The organism is Micromonospora sp. NPDC005220 (assembly GCF_040607895.1).
Taxonomy (GTDB): Bacteria; Actinomycetota; Actinomycetes; order Mycobacteriales; family Micromonosporaceae; genus Micromonospora.
Genome location: NZ_JBEXHP010000018.1, coordinates 62,622 through 83,521, shown reverse-complemented (window position 1 = coordinate 83,521; position 20,900 = coordinate 62,622). Strand labels below are relative to the sequence as shown.

General features: G+C 72.8%; 22 protein-coding genes. 10 read left to right on the top strand and 12 right to left on the bottom strand.

Annotated features, from left to right (window positions below):
• The 7 genes from ABZU52_RS11160 to ABZU52_RS11130 form a co-directional block, all read right to left on the bottom strand.
• The coding region (locus tag ABZU52_RS11160) for a DUF6297 family protein (RefSeq protein ID WP_354970907.1) at positions 1 to 416 on the bottom strand (416 nt) is incomplete at its 3' end.
• On the bottom strand, positions 413 to 1,030 hold the full coding sequence (locus ABZU52_RS11155) for an ABC transporter ATP-binding protein (protein ID WP_354970906.1): 618 nt from the start codon (positions 1,028 to 1,030) through the stop codon (positions 413 to 415). The genes ABZU52_RS11160 and ABZU52_RS11155, both read right to left, overlap by 4 nt.
• Positions 1,031 to 1,076: 46 nt before the next feature.
• On the bottom strand, positions 1,077 to 3,461 hold the full coding sequence (locus ABZU52_RS11150) for a tetratricopeptide repeat protein (RefSeq protein ID WP_354970905.1): 2,385 nt from the start codon (positions 3,459 to 3,461) through the stop codon (positions 1,077 to 1,079).
• A complete protein-coding gene (locus ABZU52_RS11145) occupies positions 3,458 to 5,224 on the bottom strand; it encodes a hypothetical protein (RefSeq protein ID WP_354970904.1) in 1,767 nt (588 codons plus the stop codon). The genes ABZU52_RS11150 and ABZU52_RS11145 overlap by 4 nt, the downstream gene beginning before the upstream one ends.
• The gene (locus ABZU52_RS11140; protein ID WP_354970903.1) at positions 5,221 to 6,498 is read right to left on the bottom strand and encodes an extracellular solute-binding protein; all 1,278 of its coding nucleotides are present in this window, start codon (positions 6,496 to 6,498) and stop codon (positions 5,221 to 5,223) included. Before ABZU52_RS11140 ends, ABZU52_RS11145 begins: the two co-directional genes overlap by 4 nt.
• The gene (locus tag ABZU52_RS11135; RefSeq protein WP_354970902.1) at positions 6,495 to 7,127 is read right to left on the bottom strand and encodes an ATP-binding cassette domain-containing protein; all 633 of its coding nucleotides are present in this window, start codon (positions 7,125 to 7,127) and stop codon (positions 6,495 to 6,497) included. The genes ABZU52_RS11140 and ABZU52_RS11135 overlap by 4 nt, the downstream gene beginning before the upstream one ends.
• A gap of 91 nt (positions 7,128 to 7,218) precedes the next feature.
• Positions 7,219 to 8,196 carry a WYL domain-containing protein gene (locus tag ABZU52_RS11130; protein ID WP_354970901.1) on the bottom strand — a complete coding sequence of 326 codons (978 nt, stop codon included), beginning with the start codon at positions 8,194 to 8,196 and terminating at the stop codon, positions 7,219 to 7,221.
• Positions 8,197 to 8,240: 44 nt separating this feature from the next.
• Here ABZU52_RS11130 and ABZU52_RS11125 point away from each other — a divergent pair, with 44 nt between their 5' ends.
• Together ABZU52_RS11125 and ABZU52_RS11120 are read left to right on the top strand one after the other, a co-directional pair.
• On the top strand, positions 8,241 to 8,720 hold the full coding sequence (locus tag ABZU52_RS11125; RefSeq protein ID WP_354970900.1) for a hypothetical protein: 480 nt from the start codon (positions 8,241 to 8,243) through the stop codon (positions 8,718 to 8,720).
• On the top strand, positions 8,720 to 9,181 hold the full coding sequence (locus tag ABZU52_RS11120) for a hypothetical protein (RefSeq protein ID WP_354970899.1): 462 nt from the start codon (positions 8,720 to 8,722) through the stop codon (positions 9,179 to 9,181). Before ABZU52_RS11125 ends, ABZU52_RS11120 begins: the two co-directional genes overlap by 1 nt.
• A 31-nt stretch (positions 9,182 to 9,212) precedes the next feature.
• Here the strand turns inward: ABZU52_RS11120 and ABZU52_RS11115 are convergent, their stop codons facing one another.
• From ABZU52_RS11115 to ABZU52_RS11105, 3 genes are all read right to left on the bottom strand, one after another.
• Positions 9,213 to 10,670: a cryptochrome/photolyase family protein gene (locus ABZU52_RS11115; protein ID WP_354970898.1), complete on the bottom strand. Its 1,458-nt coding sequence runs from the start codon at positions 10,668 to 10,670 to the stop codon at positions 9,213 to 9,215.
• 83 nt (positions 10,671 to 10,753) lie between these two features.
• Complete coding sequence (locus ABZU52_RS11110) at positions 10,754 to 11,917, bottom strand: low temperature requirement protein A (protein ID WP_354970897.1); 1,164 nt, start codon at positions 11,915 to 11,917, stop codon at positions 10,754 to 10,756.
• 44 nt (positions 11,918 to 11,961) lie between these two features.
• Positions 11,962 to 12,381: a hypothetical protein gene (locus ABZU52_RS11105; protein ID WP_354970896.1), complete on the bottom strand. Its 420-nt coding sequence runs from the start codon at positions 12,379 to 12,381 to the stop codon at positions 11,962 to 11,964.
• A gap of 183 nt (positions 12,382 to 12,564) precedes the next feature.
• Between ABZU52_RS11105 and ABZU52_RS11100 the strand changes: the two genes are divergently transcribed.
• A complete protein-coding gene (locus tag ABZU52_RS11100; RefSeq protein WP_354970895.1) occupies positions 12,565 to 13,653 on the top strand; it encodes an S-(hydroxymethyl)mycothiol dehydrogenase in 1,089 nt (362 codons plus the stop codon).
• Entirely contained in the window at positions 13,650 to 14,279 is a 630-nt protein-coding gene (locus ABZU52_RS11095) for an MBL fold metallo-hydrolase (protein WP_354970894.1), read from the top strand. The genes ABZU52_RS11100 and ABZU52_RS11095 overlap by 4 nt, the downstream gene beginning before the upstream one ends.
• Before the next feature lie 62 nt (positions 14,280 to 14,341).
• Here ABZU52_RS11095 and tsaA read toward each other — a convergent pair whose 3' ends face one another.
• Positions 14,342 to 14,764, bottom strand: coding sequence for a tRNA (N6-threonylcarbamoyladenosine(37)-N6)-methyltransferase TrmO (tsaA, locus tag ABZU52_RS11090; protein ID WP_354970893.1), 423 nt, complete (start codon positions 14,762 to 14,764; stop codon positions 14,342 to 14,344).
• A 56-nt stretch (positions 14,765 to 14,820) separates the two neighbouring features.
• Here tsaA and ABZU52_RS11085 point away from each other — a divergent pair, with 56 nt between their 5' ends.
• From ABZU52_RS11085 to ABZU52_RS11070, 4 genes are all read left to right on the top strand, one after another.
• Positions 14,821 to 15,291, top strand: a complete 471-nt coding sequence (locus ABZU52_RS11085) for a VOC family protein (protein WP_354970892.1) — start codon at positions 14,821 to 14,823, stop codon at positions 15,289 to 15,291.
• A 66-nt stretch (positions 15,292 to 15,357) separates the two neighbouring features.
• The gene (locus ABZU52_RS11080; protein WP_354970891.1) at positions 15,358 to 15,663 is read left to right on the top strand and encodes a DUF3626 domain-containing protein; all 306 of its coding nucleotides are present in this window, start codon (positions 15,358 to 15,360) and stop codon (positions 15,661 to 15,663) included.
• Positions 15,645 to 16,220 carry a DUF3626 domain-containing protein gene (locus tag ABZU52_RS11075; RefSeq protein WP_354970890.1) on the top strand — a complete coding sequence of 192 codons (576 nt, stop codon included), beginning with the start codon at positions 15,645 to 15,647 and terminating at the stop codon, positions 16,218 to 16,220. Before ABZU52_RS11080 ends, ABZU52_RS11075 begins: the two co-directional genes overlap by 19 nt.
• A 428-nt stretch (positions 16,221 to 16,648) precedes the next feature.
• Positions 16,649 to 17,365: a hypothetical protein gene (locus tag ABZU52_RS11070; protein WP_354970889.1), complete on the top strand. Its 717-nt coding sequence runs from the start codon at positions 16,649 to 16,651 to the stop codon at positions 17,363 to 17,365.
• Between the two features lie 67 nt (positions 17,366 to 17,432).
• Here the strand turns inward: ABZU52_RS11070 and ABZU52_RS11065 are convergent, their stop codons facing one another.
• Positions 17,433 to 18,800, bottom strand: coding sequence for a hypothetical protein (locus ABZU52_RS11065; RefSeq protein ID WP_354970888.1), 1,368 nt, complete (start codon positions 18,798 to 18,800; stop codon positions 17,433 to 17,435).
• A gap of 329 nt (positions 18,801 to 19,129) precedes the next feature.
• Between ABZU52_RS11065 and ABZU52_RS11060 the strand changes: the two genes are divergently transcribed.
• Together ABZU52_RS11060 and ABZU52_RS11055 are read left to right on the top strand one after the other, a co-directional pair.
• Positions 19,130 to 19,453, top strand: coding sequence for a MazG-like family protein (locus tag ABZU52_RS11060; protein ID WP_354970887.1), 324 nt, complete (start codon positions 19,130 to 19,132; stop codon positions 19,451 to 19,453).
• Between the two features lie 781 nt (positions 19,454 to 20,234).
• Positions 20,235 to 20,819, top strand: coding sequence for a hypothetical protein (locus ABZU52_RS11055; protein ID WP_354970886.1), 585 nt, complete (start codon positions 20,235 to 20,237; stop codon positions 20,817 to 20,819).
• Positions 20,820 to 20,900: the final 81 nt, after the last annotated feature.

Sequence of the window (20,900 nt, the reverse complement as noted above, 5' to 3'; positions counted from 1 at the left end):
CCGGCCGCCGCGCCCACCAGCAGCAGCACGAAGCGCGGCGCCAGCCAGGCCCGTCGGTCAATGGGGGCGCTGGTCGCCCAGCTCTGCGTGGCCGGGGTGACCAGCAGCGGGCCGAGCGCGCGCAGGCCACGCCAGGCGAGCCCCGCGCCGGCCAGCAGCGCGGCGACCGCCAGCCACCACCGCACGCCCGGCTCGGCCTGCCCCACCGTGGGCGAGCCCAGCAGGTCGCGGCTGGCGCTGATCGCGAACCAGCCGTACATGCCCACGAACAGGACCATGACGTACGCGTCGCCCAGCACGTCACCGAGCGAATGGTCGTGGTGCCGGCTGCGGGCCCGGCGCAGGTGCGTGCGCACCTGCCGCGCGGTGGGCACTCCGGCCGGTGTGTCGGCGATGGTGGCTGGCGCGGCGGTCACTTGCCGATCTCGATGCGCTCGTCGACCACCGCGTCGATCAGCTCCGGGTCGTGCGAGGCCAGCAACACGGCCGTGCCCGCCGCCCGTTCCCGCAGCAGTCGGTCGGCGAGCCACTGCCGCCCGCGTACGTCCAACCGCTGCTCGGGCTCGTCCAGGATCAGCACCCGGCGGGGCCGGACGAAACAGGACGCCAGCGCCAGCCGGCGGCGCTGCCCGCTGGAGAGCGTCACCGGCAGCTGGTCGCGGGCCGGCTCCAGACCCAGCTCGGCGAGGACCTCCTCGACCGGCTCGGCGTCACCCCCGTGGGCGTACGCGACCAACTCCAGGTGCTCGACCACCGACAGGTCGGGGAAGAAGTCGATGTCGTCCAGGGCGGCCGCCACCAGTGCCCGCACCTGAGGATCGGTCTCGTCGGCGCGGCGCCCCTGTACCAGTACCTCACCCGCGTCCGGCCGGTCGGCGCCGACGACACAGCGCAGCAGAGTGGTCTTGCCGCTGCCGTTGGGGCCCAGCACCACCGCGATCCGGCCCGCCGGGAGCGTGAAGCTCACATCGTCGAGCACGACCAGGTTGCCGAAGTTGCGGCTGAGTCCCCGTACCGAGAGCGCGTCCACGATCACAGAGTCTCGCAGAGCGGTGCCACCGACCAAGCCGAGCGACCTATGTCACGCGGCTGTCGGCGTCGTCCTCGAGTCGGGCGTCGGCGGCGGCCAACCCCTGGGCGTCGGCGACCTCCTCCGCCACCGCCGCCGCGTCCGCCCAGTGCCGCCGCGCGTCGGCGTGGTCGCCCAGCGCGGCGCAGGCGTCGCCCAGGTAGAGCAGGGTGCGCGCCAGCCCGGCGGTCGGCCGGGTCTCCTCGCGCAGCCGGCGGCTCTCGGCCAGCAGCTCGTACGCCGTCCGTGCCTGCCCCGGGGTGCTGCTCAGCAGCGTCGCCCCGGCGTTGAGCAGTGCCGTCGCCCGGCTGGTCGGGTCGTTGACCGACTCGTACTCGCGCAGCGCGGCCCGCCACGCCTGGGCGGCGTCCAGGTGCTCGCCGAGCGCCGCGTGCACCAGCACCAGGTTGGTCAGCGCCGCCGCGTACCCGCGCGCGTCACCCACCGACCGGAACGTGTTGGCGGCCCGCACCAGGTGGTGGTGCGCGGTGTCCGGTTCGCCCCGGGCCAGTTGGGCCGCGCCCAGGCCCAGGTCGGTGAGGGCGTGCCCGGCCCGGTCCGCGCCGGAGCGGTGCCGGCGGGACATCTCCAGGTGCTCCACCGCGTCGTCGAGCTGCCCCAGGTCGAGCAGGGCCAGGCCGAGGTTCATCCGCGCCTGGGCGTTGCCCCGCCGCCCACGCTCGTTGACCGCGAGGGTGAGCGCGGCAGCCGCCCCCTGCGGGTCGTGCCGGCGTCGGCGCAGCACCCCCAGCTCGTTGTGCGCCCACCCGGCGATCTCCGGGCGGTCGTCGGCGGTCGGGGTGGCCAGCACGGTGCGGCAGACCTGCTCCCACTCGTCGAGCCGCTCGGCGTACGCCAACCACCCGCACAGCGCCACGGCCAGCCGGAACCACCACCGGCGGACCCGGCGGGGGAGGGTCTCCTTCGCGCCGGCCGGCACCCGCACCACCGCCAGCAGCAGTTCCTGGTGAAGGTCGAACCAGCCGTACGGGTCGTCGTCCAGCGGCAGCGACCACTCCCGGTCCGGTGGGGAGCCGAGCACCGCCAGGTTGGCCGCGTGCCGGTCGGCCCGGCGGGCCAGGTGCCGGGTCAGCCGGGCCTGTGCGGCGACCCGGGCCCGGGCCGGATCCGCGTCCCGCAGGTGCAGTCGGGCGCTGCCGGCCAGCAGGGGGCGGATCTCGTACCGGTCGCCGGGCGCGCCGACCACGAACGCCGCGGCGGCCAACTGGTCGAGCAGCGCGGTCACCAGCTCGGGGTGCCGCCCGGCCAGCGCGGCGATGGTGGGCCGGTCCACCGGGGCGGGGACCAGCGACATCAGCCGGTACAACCGTCGGGCCTGGCGGGGCAACGCCCGGTACGCGATGTCCCGTTCGGTGACCAGGCGGGCCACCGGTGAGACGGCGAGCCGTTGGTGCGGTGGCGTCTGCACCGCGCGGCGCAGAGCGTCCAGCACGTCGGAGTGCCGCCAGCCGTGTTGAGCGGTGCGGTAACCGAGCGCGCGGACCGTGCGCGGCTGTCGCCCGCACAGGTCGACGATGTCGCGTACCGCCGGGTCGGTGCGCGGGTCGGCGCGACGGACCCGGGCGCCGGGCGCGGCCCCGCCCGCCGTCGCGAACAGCTCCACCGCCTCGGCCGTGCCCGGCTCGGCGATCCAGTGCGCGACCACACCCTCCAGACCGACCAGCGCCGGACCGCCGGCGAGCAGCAACCGGCAGGTGCGCGCGGTGGGCGGCAGCAGGGGCCGAACCTGGTCGGGACGGTCGACGTTGTCCAGCACCAGCAGGATCCTGCGACCGTCGAGCTGGCCACGCAGCGCGTCGGCGGCGGCGGCGAGCGCGTCCGGCCGGCCGGAGGTCGGCGGGGTGGTGCCCAGGATCCGGGCCAACGCGGTGAGCACCTGCCGGGCCGAGCGGGGTCGGCCCCGCCGCCGCAGGTCGAGGTAGTACTGCCCGTCGGGGAAGTCCTCCCGGCACCGGTTCGCGGCCTGCACCGCGACCGCCGAGGTGCCCACCGCGCGCCTCCCCAGCACCGCCACCGCGTGCTCCCGCACCAGGAGACCGACCACCGCGTCGACATGCTCGCCACGACCGGTGAACTCGGCCGTGTAGGGCAGGGTGGACGCCCCGGTGTTCGGCGTGGTCAGCACGTCCGTCGGCTCGGGGCCGACCTCCCGGACGGCCCGACGGCGGCGCACCTCGTACACCACGTAGCCCACCACGCCGCCGGCGGCCAGCACGATGGTCACCGGCCCGAGCACGCTGGCCACCAGCTCGGAGAGGAGATTGCCGACGAGGTTGCTGGCCACGTTGGCGAGGATGCTGCCGACCACACCGCCGATCGCGATCAGCGCCGGCCAGCGCGAGCCACCGCGCGCACCGCCCGGCCCGGTCACCGGACGCCCCCGGAGACGAGCCCGGCGACCAGGTGCCGACGCGACAGGACCACGAGCACCACCGGCAGCACCGAGGCGAGCACCGAACTGGCGGCCAGCGCGCCACTGTTGCTCACGAAGCTGCGGGTCTGCTCGGCCAGGAACGGCCCGAGCGGCGACGACCCCGGCCCACTGAACAGCCGACCCACCACCAGGTCGTTCCAGACCTGGACGAACTCCAGCACGGAGACCGCCACCACCGCCGACAGGTTGTGCCGGGCCAACCGGCGCAGGGTGTGCCACCACCGGCGCCCGCCCAGCCGGGCGTCGCGGACCTGCTCGACCGGCAGGTCGGCGAACGCGTTGCGCAGCACCAGCACCGCGAACGGTACGCCCAGCGCGATGTGCACCAGGGCCAGACCCTGCGCCGTGCCGGAGGAGAGCACCAGGCCCAGCACCTCGTTGACCGGCCCGGCGATGACCTGGATCGGCACCACGCTGCCGGCCAGCAGCAGCAGCCCGGTGGCCTGCGCGGCCGGCCCGGTCAACCAGGCCAACGGGTACGCGGCCAGCAGCGCGACCACCAGCACCGTGGCGGTCACCGCGGTGGCCAGCAGCAGGGTGAAGCCCAGCGTGCGCCACAGCTCCGTGCCGGTGACCAGGTTGCGGTAGGACTCACCATTCGGCGGGGCGGACCACCAGCCGCGGGCGGCGGCGTCCACCCTGCCGTGCGCCGACGTGGCGACCAGCACCGCCAGCGGCACCAGCCAGGCGATGGCGGCGCCCGCCGCGAGCAGCCGGAACACCCGCCGGGGCGGGGCGACCGGTGCGGGCTCCGGTGCCGCCTCGACGCGCGGCGGAGGCCAGGCCTGTCGGACGAAGAGCGCGGCCACCATGATCCCGCCGATGACCGCCACCAGCCACACCACGCCGAGCGCCGCGCCGTCGCCGGTGGTGGTGCCTCCGGACGTCTGCCAGATCCGCAGGGCGAGCACCGAGGCCTCGTCGCGGACCGAACCGGGGGTCATCACCAGGATGAGGTCGAAGGTGCGGCTGGTGCCGACCGCCACCAGCGCGAAGACCACCGCCGTCGTCCGCAGCAGCAGCGGGCGCCACTGCGCGTCCCACAGCACGTGGCGACGCTTGCCGCCATAGGCGCGGACCGCGTCGGCGAGGCTCGGCGGCACCGCGTCCAGCGCGGACCGGAAGACCAGCACCGCCAACCCGACCCAGGCCCAGACGAACGCCGACATCAACGCGACGGTGACCATTCCCGGCCCGAGCAGCTGCGGCGCGTCCTCGACCGAACGGCCGGCGAGCCGGGTCGCGACCAGGGTGGCCAGCCCCCGGCTCGGGTCCGGGTCGTACATCAGCCGGAAGGTGACCCCGGTGACGACCAGCGGCAACGCCACCGGCACCAGGAGGATCAACCGGACCAGGCCGCCCTCCTGGGAGCGGCGGGACGCGGCAGCGAGCAGGTAGCCCAGTGCGGTCACCACCGCCGGCACCAGCAGAGCCCAGAGGACCGTCCGGCCGACCACCGCGCCGGTGCCCGGGGCGGCGAGCGCGGTCCGGAAGTGCGCCGCACCGACCCACCGACCGTCGGTGGTGACGCTGGCGTGCATGGTCCGCAGCACCGGCCAGAGCAGCAGCCCGCCGAGCAGCACCGCGGCCGGCAACAGCAGGGCCGAGGTCGCCCCCGCCGCCGGGTACGCCCGACCCCGTCGGGCTGGCCCCACGTCGTCGAGGACGGCCAGCTCGCCGAGGACCCGGACCTGGCTCATCGGCCGCCCCCCGCGCTGTCGGCCGCCGCGGCGAGCAGGCCGGTGGCCCGGCGGATCGCCTCGCCGGCCCGGACCCCGTCGGTGACGTCGGCGAAGAAGCCCTGCATGATCCGCCAGATGCCGACCCCGTCGGAGCCGGTGAACGCGCCGGGCAACTGGTCGGAGAGGTCGAACCGCAGGGTGCCGGGGGCCCGCATCTCCATGGCGAGTCGCTGGCCGACGCCGTCGGTGTAGCTGCTGATCGAGACGTTGGTGTTGGGCGAGAGGTAACCGCCCTCGCGCAGCCAGGGCTGGAACGAGTCGGCCCTGGTGAGCCACTCGACCAGCTCGACTCCGCCCCGGGCGTCGGCGAACGCCACGGCCGCGTCCCCGCCGACGATCAGCGGGCCGCCGCCGGACCGGGTGCCCGGGAACCGGAACGTGACAGGTGCTTCCGGCCCGCGTTGGAACGGGCCGACGACGTCGGCGGTGAAATCGGCCCCGAGCAGCATCACCGCCCGTCGGGTGTGCACCACCTGGATCACCGATTCCTCGTACTGGGTGAGCAGGGCGCGACGGCCGCCGCCGACGAACGCGCCGTCGATGCTCCACAGCTCGGCCAGCCGGTCCAGCGCCTCCCGCACCGGCTCGTCCTGCCAGTTGGCGCCGGGCCGGGCGAGCGCGTTGTAACTCTCCGGCGCCACGTCGGCGAGGACATTCTCGAACCAGTCGGTGAGCACCCAGCCGTCCGCGGCACCGATGGCCAGGGGTGCCGGGCCGCCGTCGCGTCGTGCGCGCGCCCCCAGCTCCCTGGTCAGTTGGACCAGCGCGTCCCAGGTGACCGGCCGCACGGGCAGCATGGAGGGCAGGTGCCAGACCAGCGACTTGTGCGCCGACTTGACCCAGACGCCATAGCGCTGACTCCCGGTCATCAGCAACTCGCCCAGCCCGGCGGGCACCGCGTAGTCGGCGGACGGGCGCACCGGGCTCAGCCACCCGCGCTGGGCATATTCGGTGACCAGGCCGGGGCGCGGCAGGATCGCCACGTCCGGGCTGGTGCCGGCGAGGTGTCGGGCGCGCAGGAACGCGTCGATGTCGTTTCCGGCGCTGACCACCTGCACGGGGGCGGGGTAGCCGGCGACGACCTCGCGGAACCGGTCCAGCTCGCTGGTGCTCCAGACCACCGCGACCTGCACCGACCGGGTCCCGCCGGAGCAACCGGCGGCCAGGGCGGCGGCGCCCGTGGCGGCGGCGCGCAGCAGCGTACGACGACTCGCCCGGCCCGTCGGCCTCATCGGGCTGCCTCGCTCGGCTCGGTGACCAGCTCGTGCCGCACCGGGATCTCCGCCAGGGTGGCCGGGTCGGCGGTGCAGACCAGCACCGCCACGCCGGGGGCGTCCGGTGGGGAGAGGCGGGGCATCAGGTCACCGAGGCGGCTGTCGCCCGCCGAACCGGCCGGCAGGTCGACCACCAGCACCTCTGGTAGGCAGGCCGCCGCTCGGGCGAGCGCCACCCGGAACCGCTGGGCGGCGGAGATCTGGTGCGGCAGCAGGGCGAGGGAGAGCGCCAACTCGAGCCGGTCGACCACGGTGGCCGTCCAGTCGTCGGCCACCTCGTGCACCCGTTCGCGTTTGCGCTGCCCGTACTCGATGTTGCGCCGCACGGTGAGCTGCGGCAGCAGCGCGCCGCCGGCGGGCACGTAGCCGATCTGCCGGCGCGGCGGCGGCAGGCCCGTGACGTCGCGGTCGTCGACGAGGATGCGACCGGTAACCGGCGGGGCGAGCCCGGCCAGCACCCGGGCGACCGCCGTGCCGAACCGGGGCGGCGCCACCAGGGCGGCGAGCGTGCCGGCGGGAACGTCGAGGGTCACCGGCCCGGTGCCGGGGACGGCGACCAGTGCGCGTAGCCGTAGCGTGACCCTCACCTCCGGTGACCATTGATGACCGTCCCAGGGTGGCACACCGTGCCGACAATCGATGCCCCCGGCGCTTCCACTGTGGAGGGGCGGACGCCGCTCAGGCGGGGGAGTAGAGCGCGGCGAGCCCGGCCGCGGTGGCGGCCAGCCGTTCGCGCAGCGCCTCCGGGGCCAGCACCTCGACCTCGGCGCCGAGGCGCAGCAGCTCACCGTGGGCGTGGGTGAGCGACTCGATCGGCAGCACCGCGGTCACCCAACCCCGCGCGTCCGGTGGCCCGGCGCTGGCGTTCATCGCGGTCACCACCGGGTCGCTGCCGATCTCGCGCAGCCGCTCCCGCCCCGCCGGGGAGAGTCGGACGGTGGCATCGTCGCGGTGCAGTCGGGCCCGGAACTGCACCACGTGCGCCCGCCACCAGGCCGGCAGGTCGAAGTCGGCGGGTCGGTCGAACTCCTGGGCCAGCGGAGTGAGGGTGAGGATCTGGCTGACGCGGTACGTCGCCGGCGCGCCCCGGCCGGGCTGGTCGGCCACCACATACCAGCGGCCCCCCTTGAGCACCAGGCCGTACGGCTCCAGGATTCGGGTCACCTCGCCGTTCCAGCCGCGGTAGCGCACCTCGACGCGGTGCTGTCGCCAGACCGCCTCCGCCGTACGGGCCAGCTCCGGGGAGGCGTCGCCGTCCGCGTACCAGCCGGGGGTGTCCAGGTGGAAGCGCTGCTGGAGTTGGGTGGCCCGGTCGCGCAGCGGCGCGGGGAGCGCGGCGTGCAGCTTGAGTTGCAGCGCGGCCACCACATCGCCGTAGCCCAGCTCGTCGGCGGGGCCGGGCAGCCCGGCGAGGAACAGCCGGTCGGCCTCCTCGGCGGTCAGCCCGGTGAGGCGGGTCCGCCAGCCGTCGACCAGCTGGTAGCCGCCGGCGTGCCCGGCCTCCCCGTAGAGCGGGATGCCGGCGGCGTGCAGCGACTCGACGTCCCGGTAGATGGTGCGGGGGGAGACCGCCAACCGCTCGGCGAGCTGCGCGGCGGTCAACCGCCCGTGCGACTGGAGCAGCAGCAGGACGGAAAGAAGTCGACTCGCTCGCACTTCACTGACACTAGCTGTCAGGGGAGGGGTTCTACCGTCCCGGCATGGCATTTCGCGACAAGGACCTACGAACGCCCGGACCGGTCACGGTGGACGGTTGGCAGCTCAAGCGTTACCACATCGACCAGCCGGAACGGCCTATCGAACCGGAGGTGGAGAAGGCCGCGTACGACGTACTGCCGGCGCTGCTGGCCCGCGCGGTGACCGACGGCACCCCGGCCGCCGGGTGGGTGGTGCTGCACCGGGGCGCGGACAGCGGCGCCTACCTGCTGGCGTACACCTGGGTGTGGGACAACGCGCTGCAGGTGCACATCGCGGTGGCCGGGCAGCCGGCGCTGGACTGCCCGGACGACGACCCGACCCACTTCGTCGAGCTGGATCGGCGCGAGGTCGGCTGCGTGTGGGAGCTGGCGGTGCTGGAACACGAGCGGGCCGCCTGGGTCCGCCACATGCTGGTGCCGGAGAGCCCCGATCTGACCGGCTACCTGGGCGACATTCGAGCGGAAGGGCCGGTGGGCCGCTGATGGGCGACTTCGACTTCTACGTGGGCACCTGGAACGTGGTGAACCGGCGGCTGCGGGAGCGGCTCGTCGGCTCCGACGAGTGGGACGAGTTTCCGGGGGTGTCCGTCGCGCACAGCTTCTTCGGTGGCGGCGGCAACTTCGACGAGATCACCTTCCCGACGAAGGGTTTCACGGGCGCCACGATCAGGATCTTCGACCCCGCCCGGAAGGAGTGGTCGATCTACTGGATGAACAGCGGTATCGGGGTGCTGGAACAACCGCCGATGGTGGGTCGCTTCGTCGACGGCGTCGGCCGCTTCTACGCCGACGACCAGCACGAGGGGCGCCCGGTGCGGTGCCGGTTCATCTGGTCCGACATCAGCGCGACCACCGCCCGCTGGGAGCAGGCGTTCTCCGTCGACGGCGAGCAGACCTGGGAGACCAACTGGATCATGACGTCCAGCCGAGCACCGGAGGACTAACCGCCAGGCCATGCGGAGATGGCAGCCCCGGTCACGGTGCCGAGCTGCCCCGCTTCTCCTCCTGCGCCAGCACCGCCTCGCGGTGCTCCGTCTCGTCGCGGCGGGCCAGCTCGGCGGCGAGGCGTGCATCGGCCACCAGCCGGCCCCGGTTGCGGTGCAGGAAACTCTCGAAACCTCCGGTGTACGGGCAGGCCAGGTCACCGAGCGCCCGCTCGGGCAGGTAGCGGCAGCCCGAGCAGTAGTCGCTGATCTCGTCGATTTCGGTGCCGTCCACCGCGTACGGGCGGGTGTCCACCCGGGCCAGGTCGGCGTACTGACTCATACCGATCACCGTCGCGTTCATCACCCAGTCGGTGCCGTCGACGAAGCAACGCCGGAACCAGTCCGCCAGTTCGGTCGGGCGCCACCCGCGTTGCAACGCGTAGTTGCCCAAAACCAGCAACCGGGGCGTGTGGTGTGTCCAGGCCCGGTCCCGGACGGCGCCGAGGACGTCGGCCAGGCAGCGGGCCTCCACCGCGTCGGCGTCCAGTCCGGCGAACCAATCCGGCAGCGGCTCGGTCGCGGCCAGCCAGTTCGCCCCCCGAAACGGTGGCTCGAAATACCAGTACAGCTGCCAGAGGAACTCCCGCCAGCCGAGCAGACCCCGGATGAACGGCTCCACCGCCGTCCGGGGAGCCGCGCCGACGCGCCACGCCTGTTCGGCGGCGCGCACCGCCGGCTCCGGGTCGAGCAACCCGAGGTTGAACGAGGACGACAGCGCCGAGTGCGCGAACAGCGGGTCGTCGACGCTCATCACGTCGGCGTAGCGGCCGTACCCGGGCAGCCGGTGGGTCAGGAAGTGCGTCAGCCGGGCTTGCGCCTCGGCGTGGGTGGCGGGGTGCTGCCGGGGGCCGTCCCGGCCGACGAACCGCACCCCGTCCGCGGCCCACCGGTCCAGCTCACGGCGAACCTGCGCGTCGATGTCGTCCTCGACGATCGGTGGCGGCGGCGGTGGTGGCGGCGCCGCCGCGACCCGGTTCTCGGCGCGGGGTCGCCGCCCTGCGCTCCCGGCTGGCGCGGTCAGGACGCCGTGGCGGCGGCGGGCGTGCCGGTAGAAGTCGGCCATCCGCAGCGTGCCACGCCGGGCCCGGTCCGCCCAGCCGGCGAAGTCGGCCTGACTGGTGATGAAACCCCGGGGTGGCAGCACGGTCAGCCCCGGCACCGACCGGGCGAAGCGCAACGCCGCCCGGGAGTGCGGGTGACACACCTCCACCGGCTCGGCGACCTGCGTCAACGCCTCCCGGAACGTGTCGGTGCGCAGCAGCAACGCCCGGTCGCCCAACTCGGCCGCCCGGTGCCGCAGCGCGGAGAGGATCAGGTGCGCCTTCTGCCGGTGCATCGGCTGTCGGCGGAAGAGTTCCCGGATCTCCACCAGCAGCACCGGCTGGTCGGGGTCGTCGAGGAAGTGCGGCCCGAGTTGGTCGGCCAGCAACCATCGGCGGCGATACATGACACGATTCTGCCCACTCGCGGGCTGTCGCGCTCGGAAGCCGGGCCGGGAAGTTCCACACCGGATCCGGCGACACGGCGTGGTCAGCCTGAGCCGGTCACCGTCGGGTTCGGGCGGAGGTCGCGGCGGCGCAACAGGATGGTCAGCGCCACGAGAGCGACCAGCAGCGCCGCGAGCACGTACACCGGTTCCGGGCCGAGCGGCGCGAGCAGGGCCAGCAGCGCGACGACCGGGAAGGCGACGACCACCGCGCCGTGCTGCTGCCGGCGTACGTGCAGCACCCAGACCGTGAGCAGGAAGACGGCGATCGGGACGGCCACCCCGTACCCGGCGGTCCGCTCCGAGACGTGCGCGAGGTGCCGTTCGTAATCCACCGACACGCTCAGACCGGCGCCGACCGCGGCGATCGCCGCGAAGATGAGGTAGTGGCCATAACCCCAGACCAGGGAGTACGGCAACCGGTCGGGCGCCTCGTTGCGCCGGTCGAAGTAGAGCCACCAGAGCGCGAACACGATGACCGCGCCGGCCGCCGCGAGCGACCAGAGGTCGTGTTCCCCGGCGTCGAGCCCGTCCTGGATCGCCAACGAGACGGCCCCGACCGCCTCACCGAGCACGATCAGGGTGAACAGCCCGTACCGCTCGGTGATGTGCGCGGGGTGCCACGGGGTCATCCCGGTGCGTTCGGCCACCGCCGGCACCAGCAGGTCGGCCAGCCCCAGCAGCACGAACGACGCGATGCCCCACTCGGCGGGCAGCAACAGTCGCAGCAGCCACCCGAGCTGCACCACCGTCACGCCGACCGCGTAGCGGCGCGCCACCGTACGGTGCGCGGGGTCGCCGACGGCCGCCCGGCTCCAGTGCACGACGGCGGCCAGCCGCATCACCACGTACCCGTAGGTGATGACGGCGAAGTCGCCGTCCAAGAAGGCGCGCGGCACCCCGGCCGCCAGGATCAACGCCCCGGCGATCTGCACCAGTGTGGTGATCCGGTAGACGTCGTCGTCGGTGTCGTAGGCCGAGGCGAACCAGGTGAAGTTCATCCACGACCACCAGATCGCGAAGAACACCATCACGTAACCGGTGACCGCGTGGGCGAGGCGACCCTCGGTTAGGTAATGGTGCAGGCTGGCGGCGGCCTGCGCCACGGCCACCACGAAGCAGAGGTCGAAGAACAGCTCCAGCGGGGTGGCCGCACGGTGTGGCTCGTCGCGACGGCGTGGAAGCATCGGCCGGTAGAACGGCCGCACCGAACGAGGTTGGGTCACCGCAGCTTTTCCGCCCGCCCTCCGGGTCAGCCGCGCCGACGCCCGTGGGTCAGCCCCTCCAACACCAGGGTCAGGCCCGCGCCGACCAACCAGACGTCCTTGGCCAGCCCCACGCCCTGCTGGGTGGGGCGGATGCTCCCGGGCTCGCGCATCCCCGGCGTCTTCAGGTACAGCTGGATCAAGCCGGCGCCGAACGCGGTCAGGCCGAGCCCGACCAGGGGCGCCGGGACGAACGGCGCGATCAGCGCGGCCCCCAGGGCGATCTCCGAGTACGACAGCAGCTTGGCGAAGCGCGCCGGCTCCAGTTGACCGAGCTGGGGCATGGCGGCGACCGCCATCCCGTGCATGCCCTCCGCGGCAGCGCCCTCCAGGTTCCGCTTGCCCAGACCCGAGTTGAGGATGTACGCGCCGATGCTGACCCGCAGCGGCAGGTGCGCGAATTTCATTGTCACTCCCGTTGGCCGTGGTCGAATGCGGCCCGCGTACCCCGGACCGCCCCCGATAACCGCCGGACCGACTGGGCTGGCCGTGGTGGTCGCGGTAGGTTCGCCAGGGGCCCATCGCCGAGCCCGTGGCACACCCGCGCACCCGGCGTTCGGCCCTGCCGTAGACCACCAGCAGGAGGCGAAGTGAGCCAGGAAGTCCGGGGAGTCATCTCCCGCAGCAAGGGCGCGCCGGTCGAGGTCACCACCATCGTGGTGCCCGATCCCGGGCCCGGTGAGGCGATCGTCCGGATTCAGTCGTGCGGTGTCTGCCACACCGACCTGCACTACCGCGAGGGCGGCATCAACGACGACTACCCGTTCCTGCTCGGTCACGAGGCGGCCGGCATCGTGGAGCAGGTCGGCGAGGGCGTCACCGACGTCGCCCCGGGCGACTTCGTGGTACTCAACTGGCGGGCGGTCTGCGGGGTCTGCCGCGCCTGCCGTCGGGGTCGTCCCTGGTACTGCTTCAACACCCACAATGCCACCCAGCGGATGACCCTCACCGACGGCACCGAACTCGCCCCGGCACTGGGCATCGGGGCGTTCGCCGAGAAGACCCTGGTGCACGCCGGGCAGTGCACCAAGGTGGACCCGGCGGCCCGACCCGCCGCCGTGGGTCTGCTCGGATGCGGGGTGATGGCCGGGCTGGGTGCGGCGATGAACACCGGAAACGTCACCCGGGGCGACTCGGTCGCGGTGATCGGCTGCGGCGGCGTCGGGGACGCGGCGGTCGCCGGTGCGGCCCTCGCCGGCGCGACCACGATCGTCGCGGTGGACACCGACAGCCGCAAGCTCGACTGGGCGCGCAAGTTCGGCGCCACGCACACCGTGAACGCATCCGAGGCCGACCCGGTCGAGGCGATCCGTGCCGTCACCGGTGGCTTCGGCGCCGACGTGGTGATCGACGCGGTGGGCCGACCGGAGACCTGGAAGCAGGCGTTCTACGCCCGGGACCTGGCCGGCACGGTGGTGCTGGTCGGCGTACCGACCCCGCAGATGCAGATCGAGCTGCCGCTGCTGGACGTCTTCGGGCGCGGCGGCGCCCTCAAGTCCAGTTGGTACGGCGACTGCCTGCCCAGCCGGGACTTCCCGATGCTCACCGAGCTGTACCTGCAGGGCCGGCTCGACCTCGACGCGTTCGTCACCGAGGAGATCGCACTCGACCAGGTCGAGACCGCGTTCGAGCGGATGCACCACGGCGACGTGCTCCGCTCGGTGGTGGTGTTCCCGTGACCGCCCGCGTCGACCGCGCGGTCACCTCGGGCACGTTCTCCCTGGACGGGCAGACGTTCGACGTGGACAACAACGTCTGGGTGATCGGTGACGACCGCGAGTGCGTCATCGTGGACGCGCCGCACGACGTGGCGGCGATCCTCGCCCTGGTGGGGGACCGGCAGGTCCGGGCGATCCTGGCCACCCACGCCCACGACGACCACGTCCGGGTGGCGCCCGCACTGGCCGAGGCCACCGGCGCGCCGGTGCTGCTGCACACCGCCGACCGGGTCCTCTGGGACATGGTCCACCCGCACCTGCCGCCCAACGGCGAGTTGCACGACGGGCAGATCATCGAGCTGGCCGGCACCACGCTGCGGGTGCTGCACACCCCCGGGCACAGCCCCGGTGCGTGCAGCTTCCACGTGCCCGAGCTGGGCGCCGTGTTCACCGGCGACACGCTCTTCGCCGGTGGTCCGGGCGCGACCGGCCGCTCGTACAGCGACTTCGACACCATCATCCGGTCGATCCGCACCCGGCTGCTGACCCTCCCGGCGGAGACGGTCGTGCACACCGGCCACGGGGACGACACGACGATCGGCGCGGAGGCGCCGCACCTGCAGGAGTGGTTGGCCCGCGGGCACTGACTCCTGCGGGCACTGACCCCTGCGGGCCTGGCGGCTTGTGGCCTGGTGCGCGGTCGACGGGCTCAGCGTTCGTCGGCCGCGCCCAGCACCGGTTTGACGTCCAGGATCGGGGTGCCGTCGAGGGCCTCCAGGTCGGCCACCTCGACGCGCAGCCCGTCCATCGCCAGCACCCGGTGCAGCCCGATCGGGTTGGGCCGGTGCGGGGAGCGGGTGCTGAAGACCCCGGTCTCCGGCCGGGTCTCGTCGCCGCGTGGGTGCACCGCCAGCACGTCGCGTCGGGCGCGGTCCAACCAGGTCAACAGCAGTAGCTCCGCGCCGACCCGCAGATCACGCAGGGCCCGCTCGACCTGCGAATCGAAGACCAGCCACGCCGTCGGCGCGCCCTCGTCGCCCTGCCGTGGCGCGCTCGCCGCGTCGGTCAGCGACGAGGCGACCCGGCCGACCGGGCGCAGCAGGTACCCGTCCTCGCTCACAGCCTCGACCATCGTCGCCCCCCTCCTGGACGGTCCCAACCTAACCCGCCACGCCTATGCTTCCGCTCATGGCCGCCGACCCTCCCGCCCCCGTCGTCCGTCAGCTGCGCCTCGTGGTGGAGGCCGCCGATCACGAGGCCGCCGTCGCGTTCTTCCGGGACGCGCTGGGCCTGCCGGAGGAGGCGGCGTTCAGCGGCGAGGGGGATGCCCGGGTGGTGATCCTGGACGCCGGACGCGCCACCCTGGAGATCGCCAACCCCGCGCAGAAACGCCTGATCGACGAGGTCGAGGTGGGTCGGCAGGTCGCGCCGCGCATCCGGGTGGCTTTCGAGGTGGACGACACGGAGGCGACGACCGCTCGTCTGGTGGCCGCCGGGGCGAGCGAGATCGCGCCGCCGACGCGTACGCCGTGGCAGTCGCTCAACTCCCGCCTCGACGCCCCGGCCGACCTCCAGATCACCATCTTCCAGGAACTCCTCAAAACGGACGAGGGTGACGGGACCCGGAACGCGGAGCCCGACGGTGACAGCGACAGCTGAGCCGGGCAGCTTCCGGGCCGCCACTCTCACCCCGGCGCAAGAACGGCCCTGGCCCATGTGCGGTCTTTGGCCGTAGCCGAGCGTCGCACCGCCACCGCCACGATCACTCGGGAACTCGGCGTCGCCGGCGTGCATGATCTGCTCGCCGCCGTGGTCCGCGGTGGTCAGCTCACCGTCAATTTCCACCCCGACCGGTTGTGCGTCGACGGGCGTACCGTCGCCGCCGCCCTGTTCGAGGACGGTGTGTACCGCAGTCAGTTCGTCACCGGGATCTCCAACGGTGGGCTCACGGCGTATCCCGGTGGGGACCGGGACCGCTGGGAACAACGGATGTTCGAGACGCCTTCGAGCCGGTGCTCGCCGGGCTCCTGACCGGCATGGCCGCCACCGGTGCGTGCCTGGGACGTGCCGGAACGGACGTCGGCATCCTCGCTCGGACGGTACGGAACGGGACAACTGCGCCGTTCAGGGTCGGCCGCGCGCTCGACGACTACGTGGAGGCCCAGATCCACGGCACCCTGGACCTCGGGCGTGACGTCGAGGAACTGGTGGTGGACCCGTCCTTCGCCGGCACCCCGACCGGCGCGACGTTGGAATCGATCGCCCGGCGGCACGGTTTCCCGCTGCGGTGGGACCCCGGCTTCGCGCTGGCCGTCGACCGGGTCGACGCCGAGTTCCGGGGCCCGGCGATCCCGGGGCTGGCCGCGCGACTGCACCGGGAGTTCGCCCGGTCGGGCGCGCCGGTGGACGCGGCGCTGATCGGTCGCGGTGCGGTGTCGGTGGTCACCGAGCCGGAGCGGTGGGCGGACCGGGGCCCGGTGGTCGAGACCCTCCAGCACCTCAAACAGCTCTGGCACGTACTCGTCCGGTACGGCGAACCGCACGGCAACCACCCCCACCGTGCTGGCCTAGACGCCCACTCCCGGTAGCGACAACCGCGCTAGCCGCCCGCCTCCCATCACGTCGCATGACCCCTTTGCTCTGCTTACCTATCTGCACCACGTCCCGCGAGCTGCGAATGGGCCGTTTCCGCCAGCCACGGACGTTCCTCACCGCAATCACGGGCCGTCACCGGTGCGTATAAGTAAGCAGAGCAAAGGCTGGCGTTCGGACATTGCCCCCGGCTTCCGAAAACACCCTCCGTCACGGCCGTCCGACCTGAGGTGGGCAGCCCCGCCATGTCCGACTCGGCGCCGTGACCGGGATCGCAGCCGGCCGGGCTCCGGCATTTCCGGAATGCCCGACACGTGAACCTGGTTGTGTCCCCCGTACCGCCGGAGCCCAAACCCATTCCCGCGGTCATTCCCCGAGGAGTGTTCACCCCGGAGCGCTTCGCACGATCGAAAGGGCAACCATCGTGAAGGTCGACTTCACTCGATGGCTCCCCGCCATCGCCAAGGACTCGTACCGCAAGACCGCACTGAGCGTGGCCGGTGTGGCCGCCCTCGGCGGTCTGGCGCTCGCGCCGACCGCAGCCGCCGCCCCGGTCACCTCCGGACCGCACCAGGGCGCCGTCGCCGCCATCGACCTCGCCACCGGCAAGGCCGCCACCTCGGCACAGCAGAATGACGAGCAGCCCGTCGAGTCGGGCTTGACCACCGGCTCCGCCACCGGCAAGCCGCCGGCCGGCAAGCCCAGCCGGGCACAGCTGATCCCACACGGCATCGAGGGCGCACAGTCGCGGGTACCCCTCGACGACGCCCAGCTGGCCAACGCCCGGGCCATCGTCGACGCCGCCAAGAAGACCGGCGTCGGTGACCGGGGCGCGGTGATCGGCGTCGCCACCTCGCTGCAGGAGTCGAAGCTGTACAACCTCGGCCACCTCGGCGCGTACAACGACCACGACTCGCAGGGCCTGTTCCAGCAGCGTCCGTCGTCCGGTTGGGGCACGCCCGACCAGATCACCGACCCGGAGTACGCCGCCACGGCGTTCTTCACCGCACTCAAGAACGTCGGCGGCTGGCAGGACCTGCCGCTGACCGCCGCCGCGCAGACCGTTCAGGTCTCCGCCTTCCCGTACGCGTACGCGCAGTGGGAGGAGCAGGCGGCGGACATCGTCCAGCAGCTCTGGTGACACCCGCACGCAAGGCCGGCCGGCTCCCTTCGACGGGGGCCGGCCGGTTCTTCTTGTTGCGCGTACCTCAGCAGGCCGGGTAGAGACGGCGGGTGCCGAACCCCGCCGCGTACGCGTCCCGGTCACTGAACCGGCAGCCGTAGTCGGGTCGGGCCACCACCGCCGGGTCGGTCACGGTGTCGCCGGCCGGGCGCCTTCCGGTGCGTACCCAGGACACCAGGTCGTCCCAGGCGGCGCCGGCCTCCCCCGGGGTGAACTCGCAGTGCTGCGTGGCCCGGATCGCCCGCTGAACCACCAGCTTGCTGCGACCGTGCCGCGCCACGTCGGTGGCGTACGCCTGCTCCATGCTGAACGGTACGAACAGGTCGCCGAGACCGTGCAGGCTGAGCACCGGCGCGGTCGGGCGGCCGGCGATCCGCGGCACCTCGGTCAGTGTCGGCAGCAGCCGCTGCCGCAGGTTCTCCGGGGCGACCCGCTGCACCGTCGCGTTGACGTTGACCGGGCTGTTCGGGGCGTAGCGGGTGAGCAGATTGGTGGACAGCTGGCCGGGCCGTTGCGCGGGGGAGTCGCCACCACTGGTCACGGTGATGGAGAAGAGGAAGTCCTTCCAGAGCGCGAACGCCGCGTCCGCCCCCGGACGTGGCCCACCGGAACGGTTCACCGTGATCGCCCGCAACTGCTTGCCCCGGTCCGTGGTGGTGTCCGGCCCGGTGGGGGTCAGCCCGCCCAGGCCGAGCGCCACCTGGATGCGGGGTACCGCGTTGGTCAGATAATCAGCCGGCGTGGGATAGGCCGGCACCCCGGCGAGGGCCTGCGCGACCAGGTTGTAGTCCAGGTAGAAGTCCAGCAGCGTCTGATCGCCGAGTACCCCGCACATCGGCAACGCGCCGTCGTAGTAGCCGGGGTACTGCTCCAGTGAACGACCGATGACGTACCCGCCCATCGACACCCCGGCGACATACGTGTGCTTCGGCCGACGGACCGTCCGCCCGAAGTGGTCGGCGAGGTCCTTCGTCCCCAGCACCCCGGAGCGGATGTCGAAGCCGTTACGGTCGTACGAGGACGACGCCCAGGCGTACCCCTGCTCCAGGAGACGCTGGCGCAGCCCGAAAGCCGGCGGTTCCGGCGAGAGCACCATGCCCTGGCCGCGGTAACCGTGCGCCCACAACACCAGGTCGCCGTTCCACCGGGCCGGGACCTCGATGATGTACCCGGCGTGGCGGTGCACGCCCTGGCGTACCGTCGTCGGCTTGCCGCTCACGACCAGTGGGGCCAACGGTGGATTCTCGATGGTGTAGCCGGGCAGCGGTTCGCCGCCCCTCGCGTCGCGACCGGTGGCGCTGGCCGGTGCGGCACCGGCCAACCCGACCGCGAGGGTCAGCGTCGCGGTGGCGGCGAGCAGCCGGCGGAGGGTGCGAACGGGTGTGGACAGCATCGATGCTCCCCATCGGACGGACGTCGCCCGGGGGCGACCAGCGGGACGGTTGCCTACCGGCCGGTAGCGCCCTGAACCTAGAACCGTCGTAGACCGGTGTCAATGGGTACGCTGACCGACGGGTCAAGCACGACTGCCCAGCCGATCACACCGCCCGTACGCGGGTGGTCCTGGCCGTCGGCTTGCCCGTCGGCGACGTATCCGTCGCGGCCGTGCCGTACCCCGGCCGTGCCGTACCCCGGCCGTGCCGTACCCCGGCCGTGCCGTACCCCGGCCGTGCCGTACCCCGGCCGTGTCGCCCGGCGGGTCGGTCGGGTTGACTGGTCGCCGTGGACGAGTCGATCTGGGAGGCAGCCCGTGCGTCGCGCAGCTGGCTGGACGGGGCGAACGGCACCGGGCAGACCGAGCTGACCTGCCGCATCCTCAAGCTGACCGAAGAGGCGGGGGAGGCCTCGGCCGCCTGGATCGGTCTGCTCGGGCAGAATCCACGCAAGGGTGTCACCCACACCCGCGAGGACGTCGCGGCGGAGTTGGCCGACGTCGCCTTCACCGCGTTGGTGGCCATCGAAAGCCTGGGGCTGGACGCGCAAACGGTCCTGGACGCCTGCGCCGCAAAGGTGCGCTCCCGCCTGACAGACCAAAACCGTCCCTAGCGTCCAGTTACGCCGCCCACCGTGCCCACGCCATGCATGCCGCGCGCATCGCCGCGACGGTGGGCCGGCCCCGCCGGGTCGGCCGCCCATGTTGGGTGAATTGGGCGTCATGCGCCGCCCGGTGTATCCGTGATCGACTCGGTTTCCTTGATGTCGCGGTGTCGAGTCGCTCCGGATGCCCCGATATCAGGGAACTCGAGTGGATCACACCGCGCGGGGAGGTCTGGCTGCCGTAGGCGTCCGGTCGTTCGGACGATTTGACCGGTTTGTGGCGGTGCGCGATGTGGCCGGCCCCACCCGTGGGCCGGAATCATGGCCGGGCCGGGGTCGTTACATACCCTGACGATCGCAGCACCACCGACCCACCGCCCCGGCCCTCACAGGCTTGGATCGCAGGTTGGAATGCCAGCCTCCGCCCGGTCGTTGCAGTCCCCACGACCGACCGCCTCGGCACTGACTTGATGAGGGTGCCGGCGCATGGGCCACCCGGAATGCTGTCGGCCCCCCGGTCGTTGCAGTCCCCACGACCGACCGCCCCGGCGCCGCCTTGATGAGGGTGCCCGGTGGATGGGCCGCCCCGGAATGACGCCGGCCCGCCGGTCGTTACAGATGGACCCGGCGCCACGAGCCTTCCGCCCGTTAGGTCGCCGATCGACGCCCTGGTGGGCGTCACCCCCCGAAGACTTTTCCTTGTTTTGTGCAGCGCCGGACGAGGTGCTCACACCCGTGACCGCTGTTCCCCTTGGCGGTCGGGTGTTCTACCCCCGAAGGAGCTACCCCCATGAACACGATCATGCGTAAGAGTGTGTTGTCCGTTGCTGGTCTCGCGTTCGCCGGTGGTGTCTTCGCCGGCCCGATCGCTCACGTGGCGAACCCGGTCGACGCCAGGCCCGTCGCGGTAGCGGTGCAGGCCGACAAGCCCGACGTCAGCAAGCTGATCCCGCACGGTACCCAGGGCGAGCAGTCGCACATCACTCTCAACGATGAGCAGACGGCCAACGTCAAGGCGATCATCGCCGCGACGAAGAAGGCCGGTCTCCCGGAGCGGGCCGCGGTGATCTCGATCGCGACGAGCCTGCAGGAGTCGAAGCTGGAAAACCTGGGCCACCTCGGCGACATGAACGACCATGACTCGCTGGGCCTGTTCCAGCAGCGCCCGTCCAGTGGTTGGGGTACCCCGGAGCAGATCACTGACCCCGAGTACTCGACGACGGCGTTCCTCAAGGGCCTCAAGCAGGTCGATGGGTGGCAGGACATGCCGCTGACCGACGCCGCGCAGACCGTACAGGTGTCGGCTTACCCGGACGCGTACGCCCAGTGGGAGCAGCAGGCCGCTGATCTGGTCGGCCAGTACTGGAACAGCTGACCCACCGCACGACCGAACGGCACGACTACCGCACGACGGCATGACACCGACCGCTGGCCGGCACCCGCAACACGGGGTGCC

What these genes read in the sequence shown, in the direction of transcription:
- ABZU52_RS11145 (WP_354970904.1), bottom strand. Translation starts at nt 5,224, where the DNA reads ATGAGCCAGGTCCGGGTCCTCGGCGAGCTGGCCGTCCTCGACGACGTG.
- ABZU52_RS11140 (WP_354970903.1), bottom strand. Translation starts at nt 6,498, where the DNA reads ATGAGGCCGACGGGCCGGGCGAGTCGTCGTACGCTGCTGCGCGCCGCC.
- ABZU52_RS11055 (WP_354970886.1), top strand. Translation starts at nt 20,235, where the DNA reads ATGAACACGATCATGCGTAAGAGTGTGTTGTCCGTTGCTGGTCTCGCG.
- tsaA (WP_354970893.1), bottom strand. Translation starts at nt 14,764, where the DNA reads ATGGTCGAGGCTGTGAGCGAGGACGGGTACCTGCTGCGCCCGGTCGGC.
- ABZU52_RS11125 (WP_354970900.1), top strand. Translation starts at nt 8,241, where the DNA reads ATGGCATTTCGCGACAAGGACCTACGAACGCCCGGACCGGTCACGGTG.
- ABZU52_RS11120 (WP_354970899.1), top strand. Translation starts at nt 8,720, where the DNA reads ATGGGCGACTTCGACTTCTACGTGGGCACCTGGAACGTGGTGAACCGG.
- ABZU52_RS11105 (WP_354970896.1), bottom strand. Translation starts at nt 12,381, where the DNA reads ATGAAATTCGCGCACCTGCCGCTGCGGGTCAGCATCGGCGCGTACATC.
- ABZU52_RS11085 (WP_354970892.1), top strand. Translation starts at nt 14,821, where the DNA reads ATGGCCGCCGACCCTCCCGCCCCCGTCGTCCGTCAGCTGCGCCTCGTG.
- ABZU52_RS11115 (WP_354970898.1), bottom strand. Translation starts at nt 10,670, where the DNA reads ATGTATCGCCGCCGATGGTTGCTGGCCGACCAACTCGGGCCGCACTTC.
- ABZU52_RS11065 (WP_354970888.1), bottom strand. Translation starts at nt 18,800, where the DNA reads ATGCTGTCCACACCCGTTCGCACCCTCCGCCGGCTGCTCGCCGCCACC.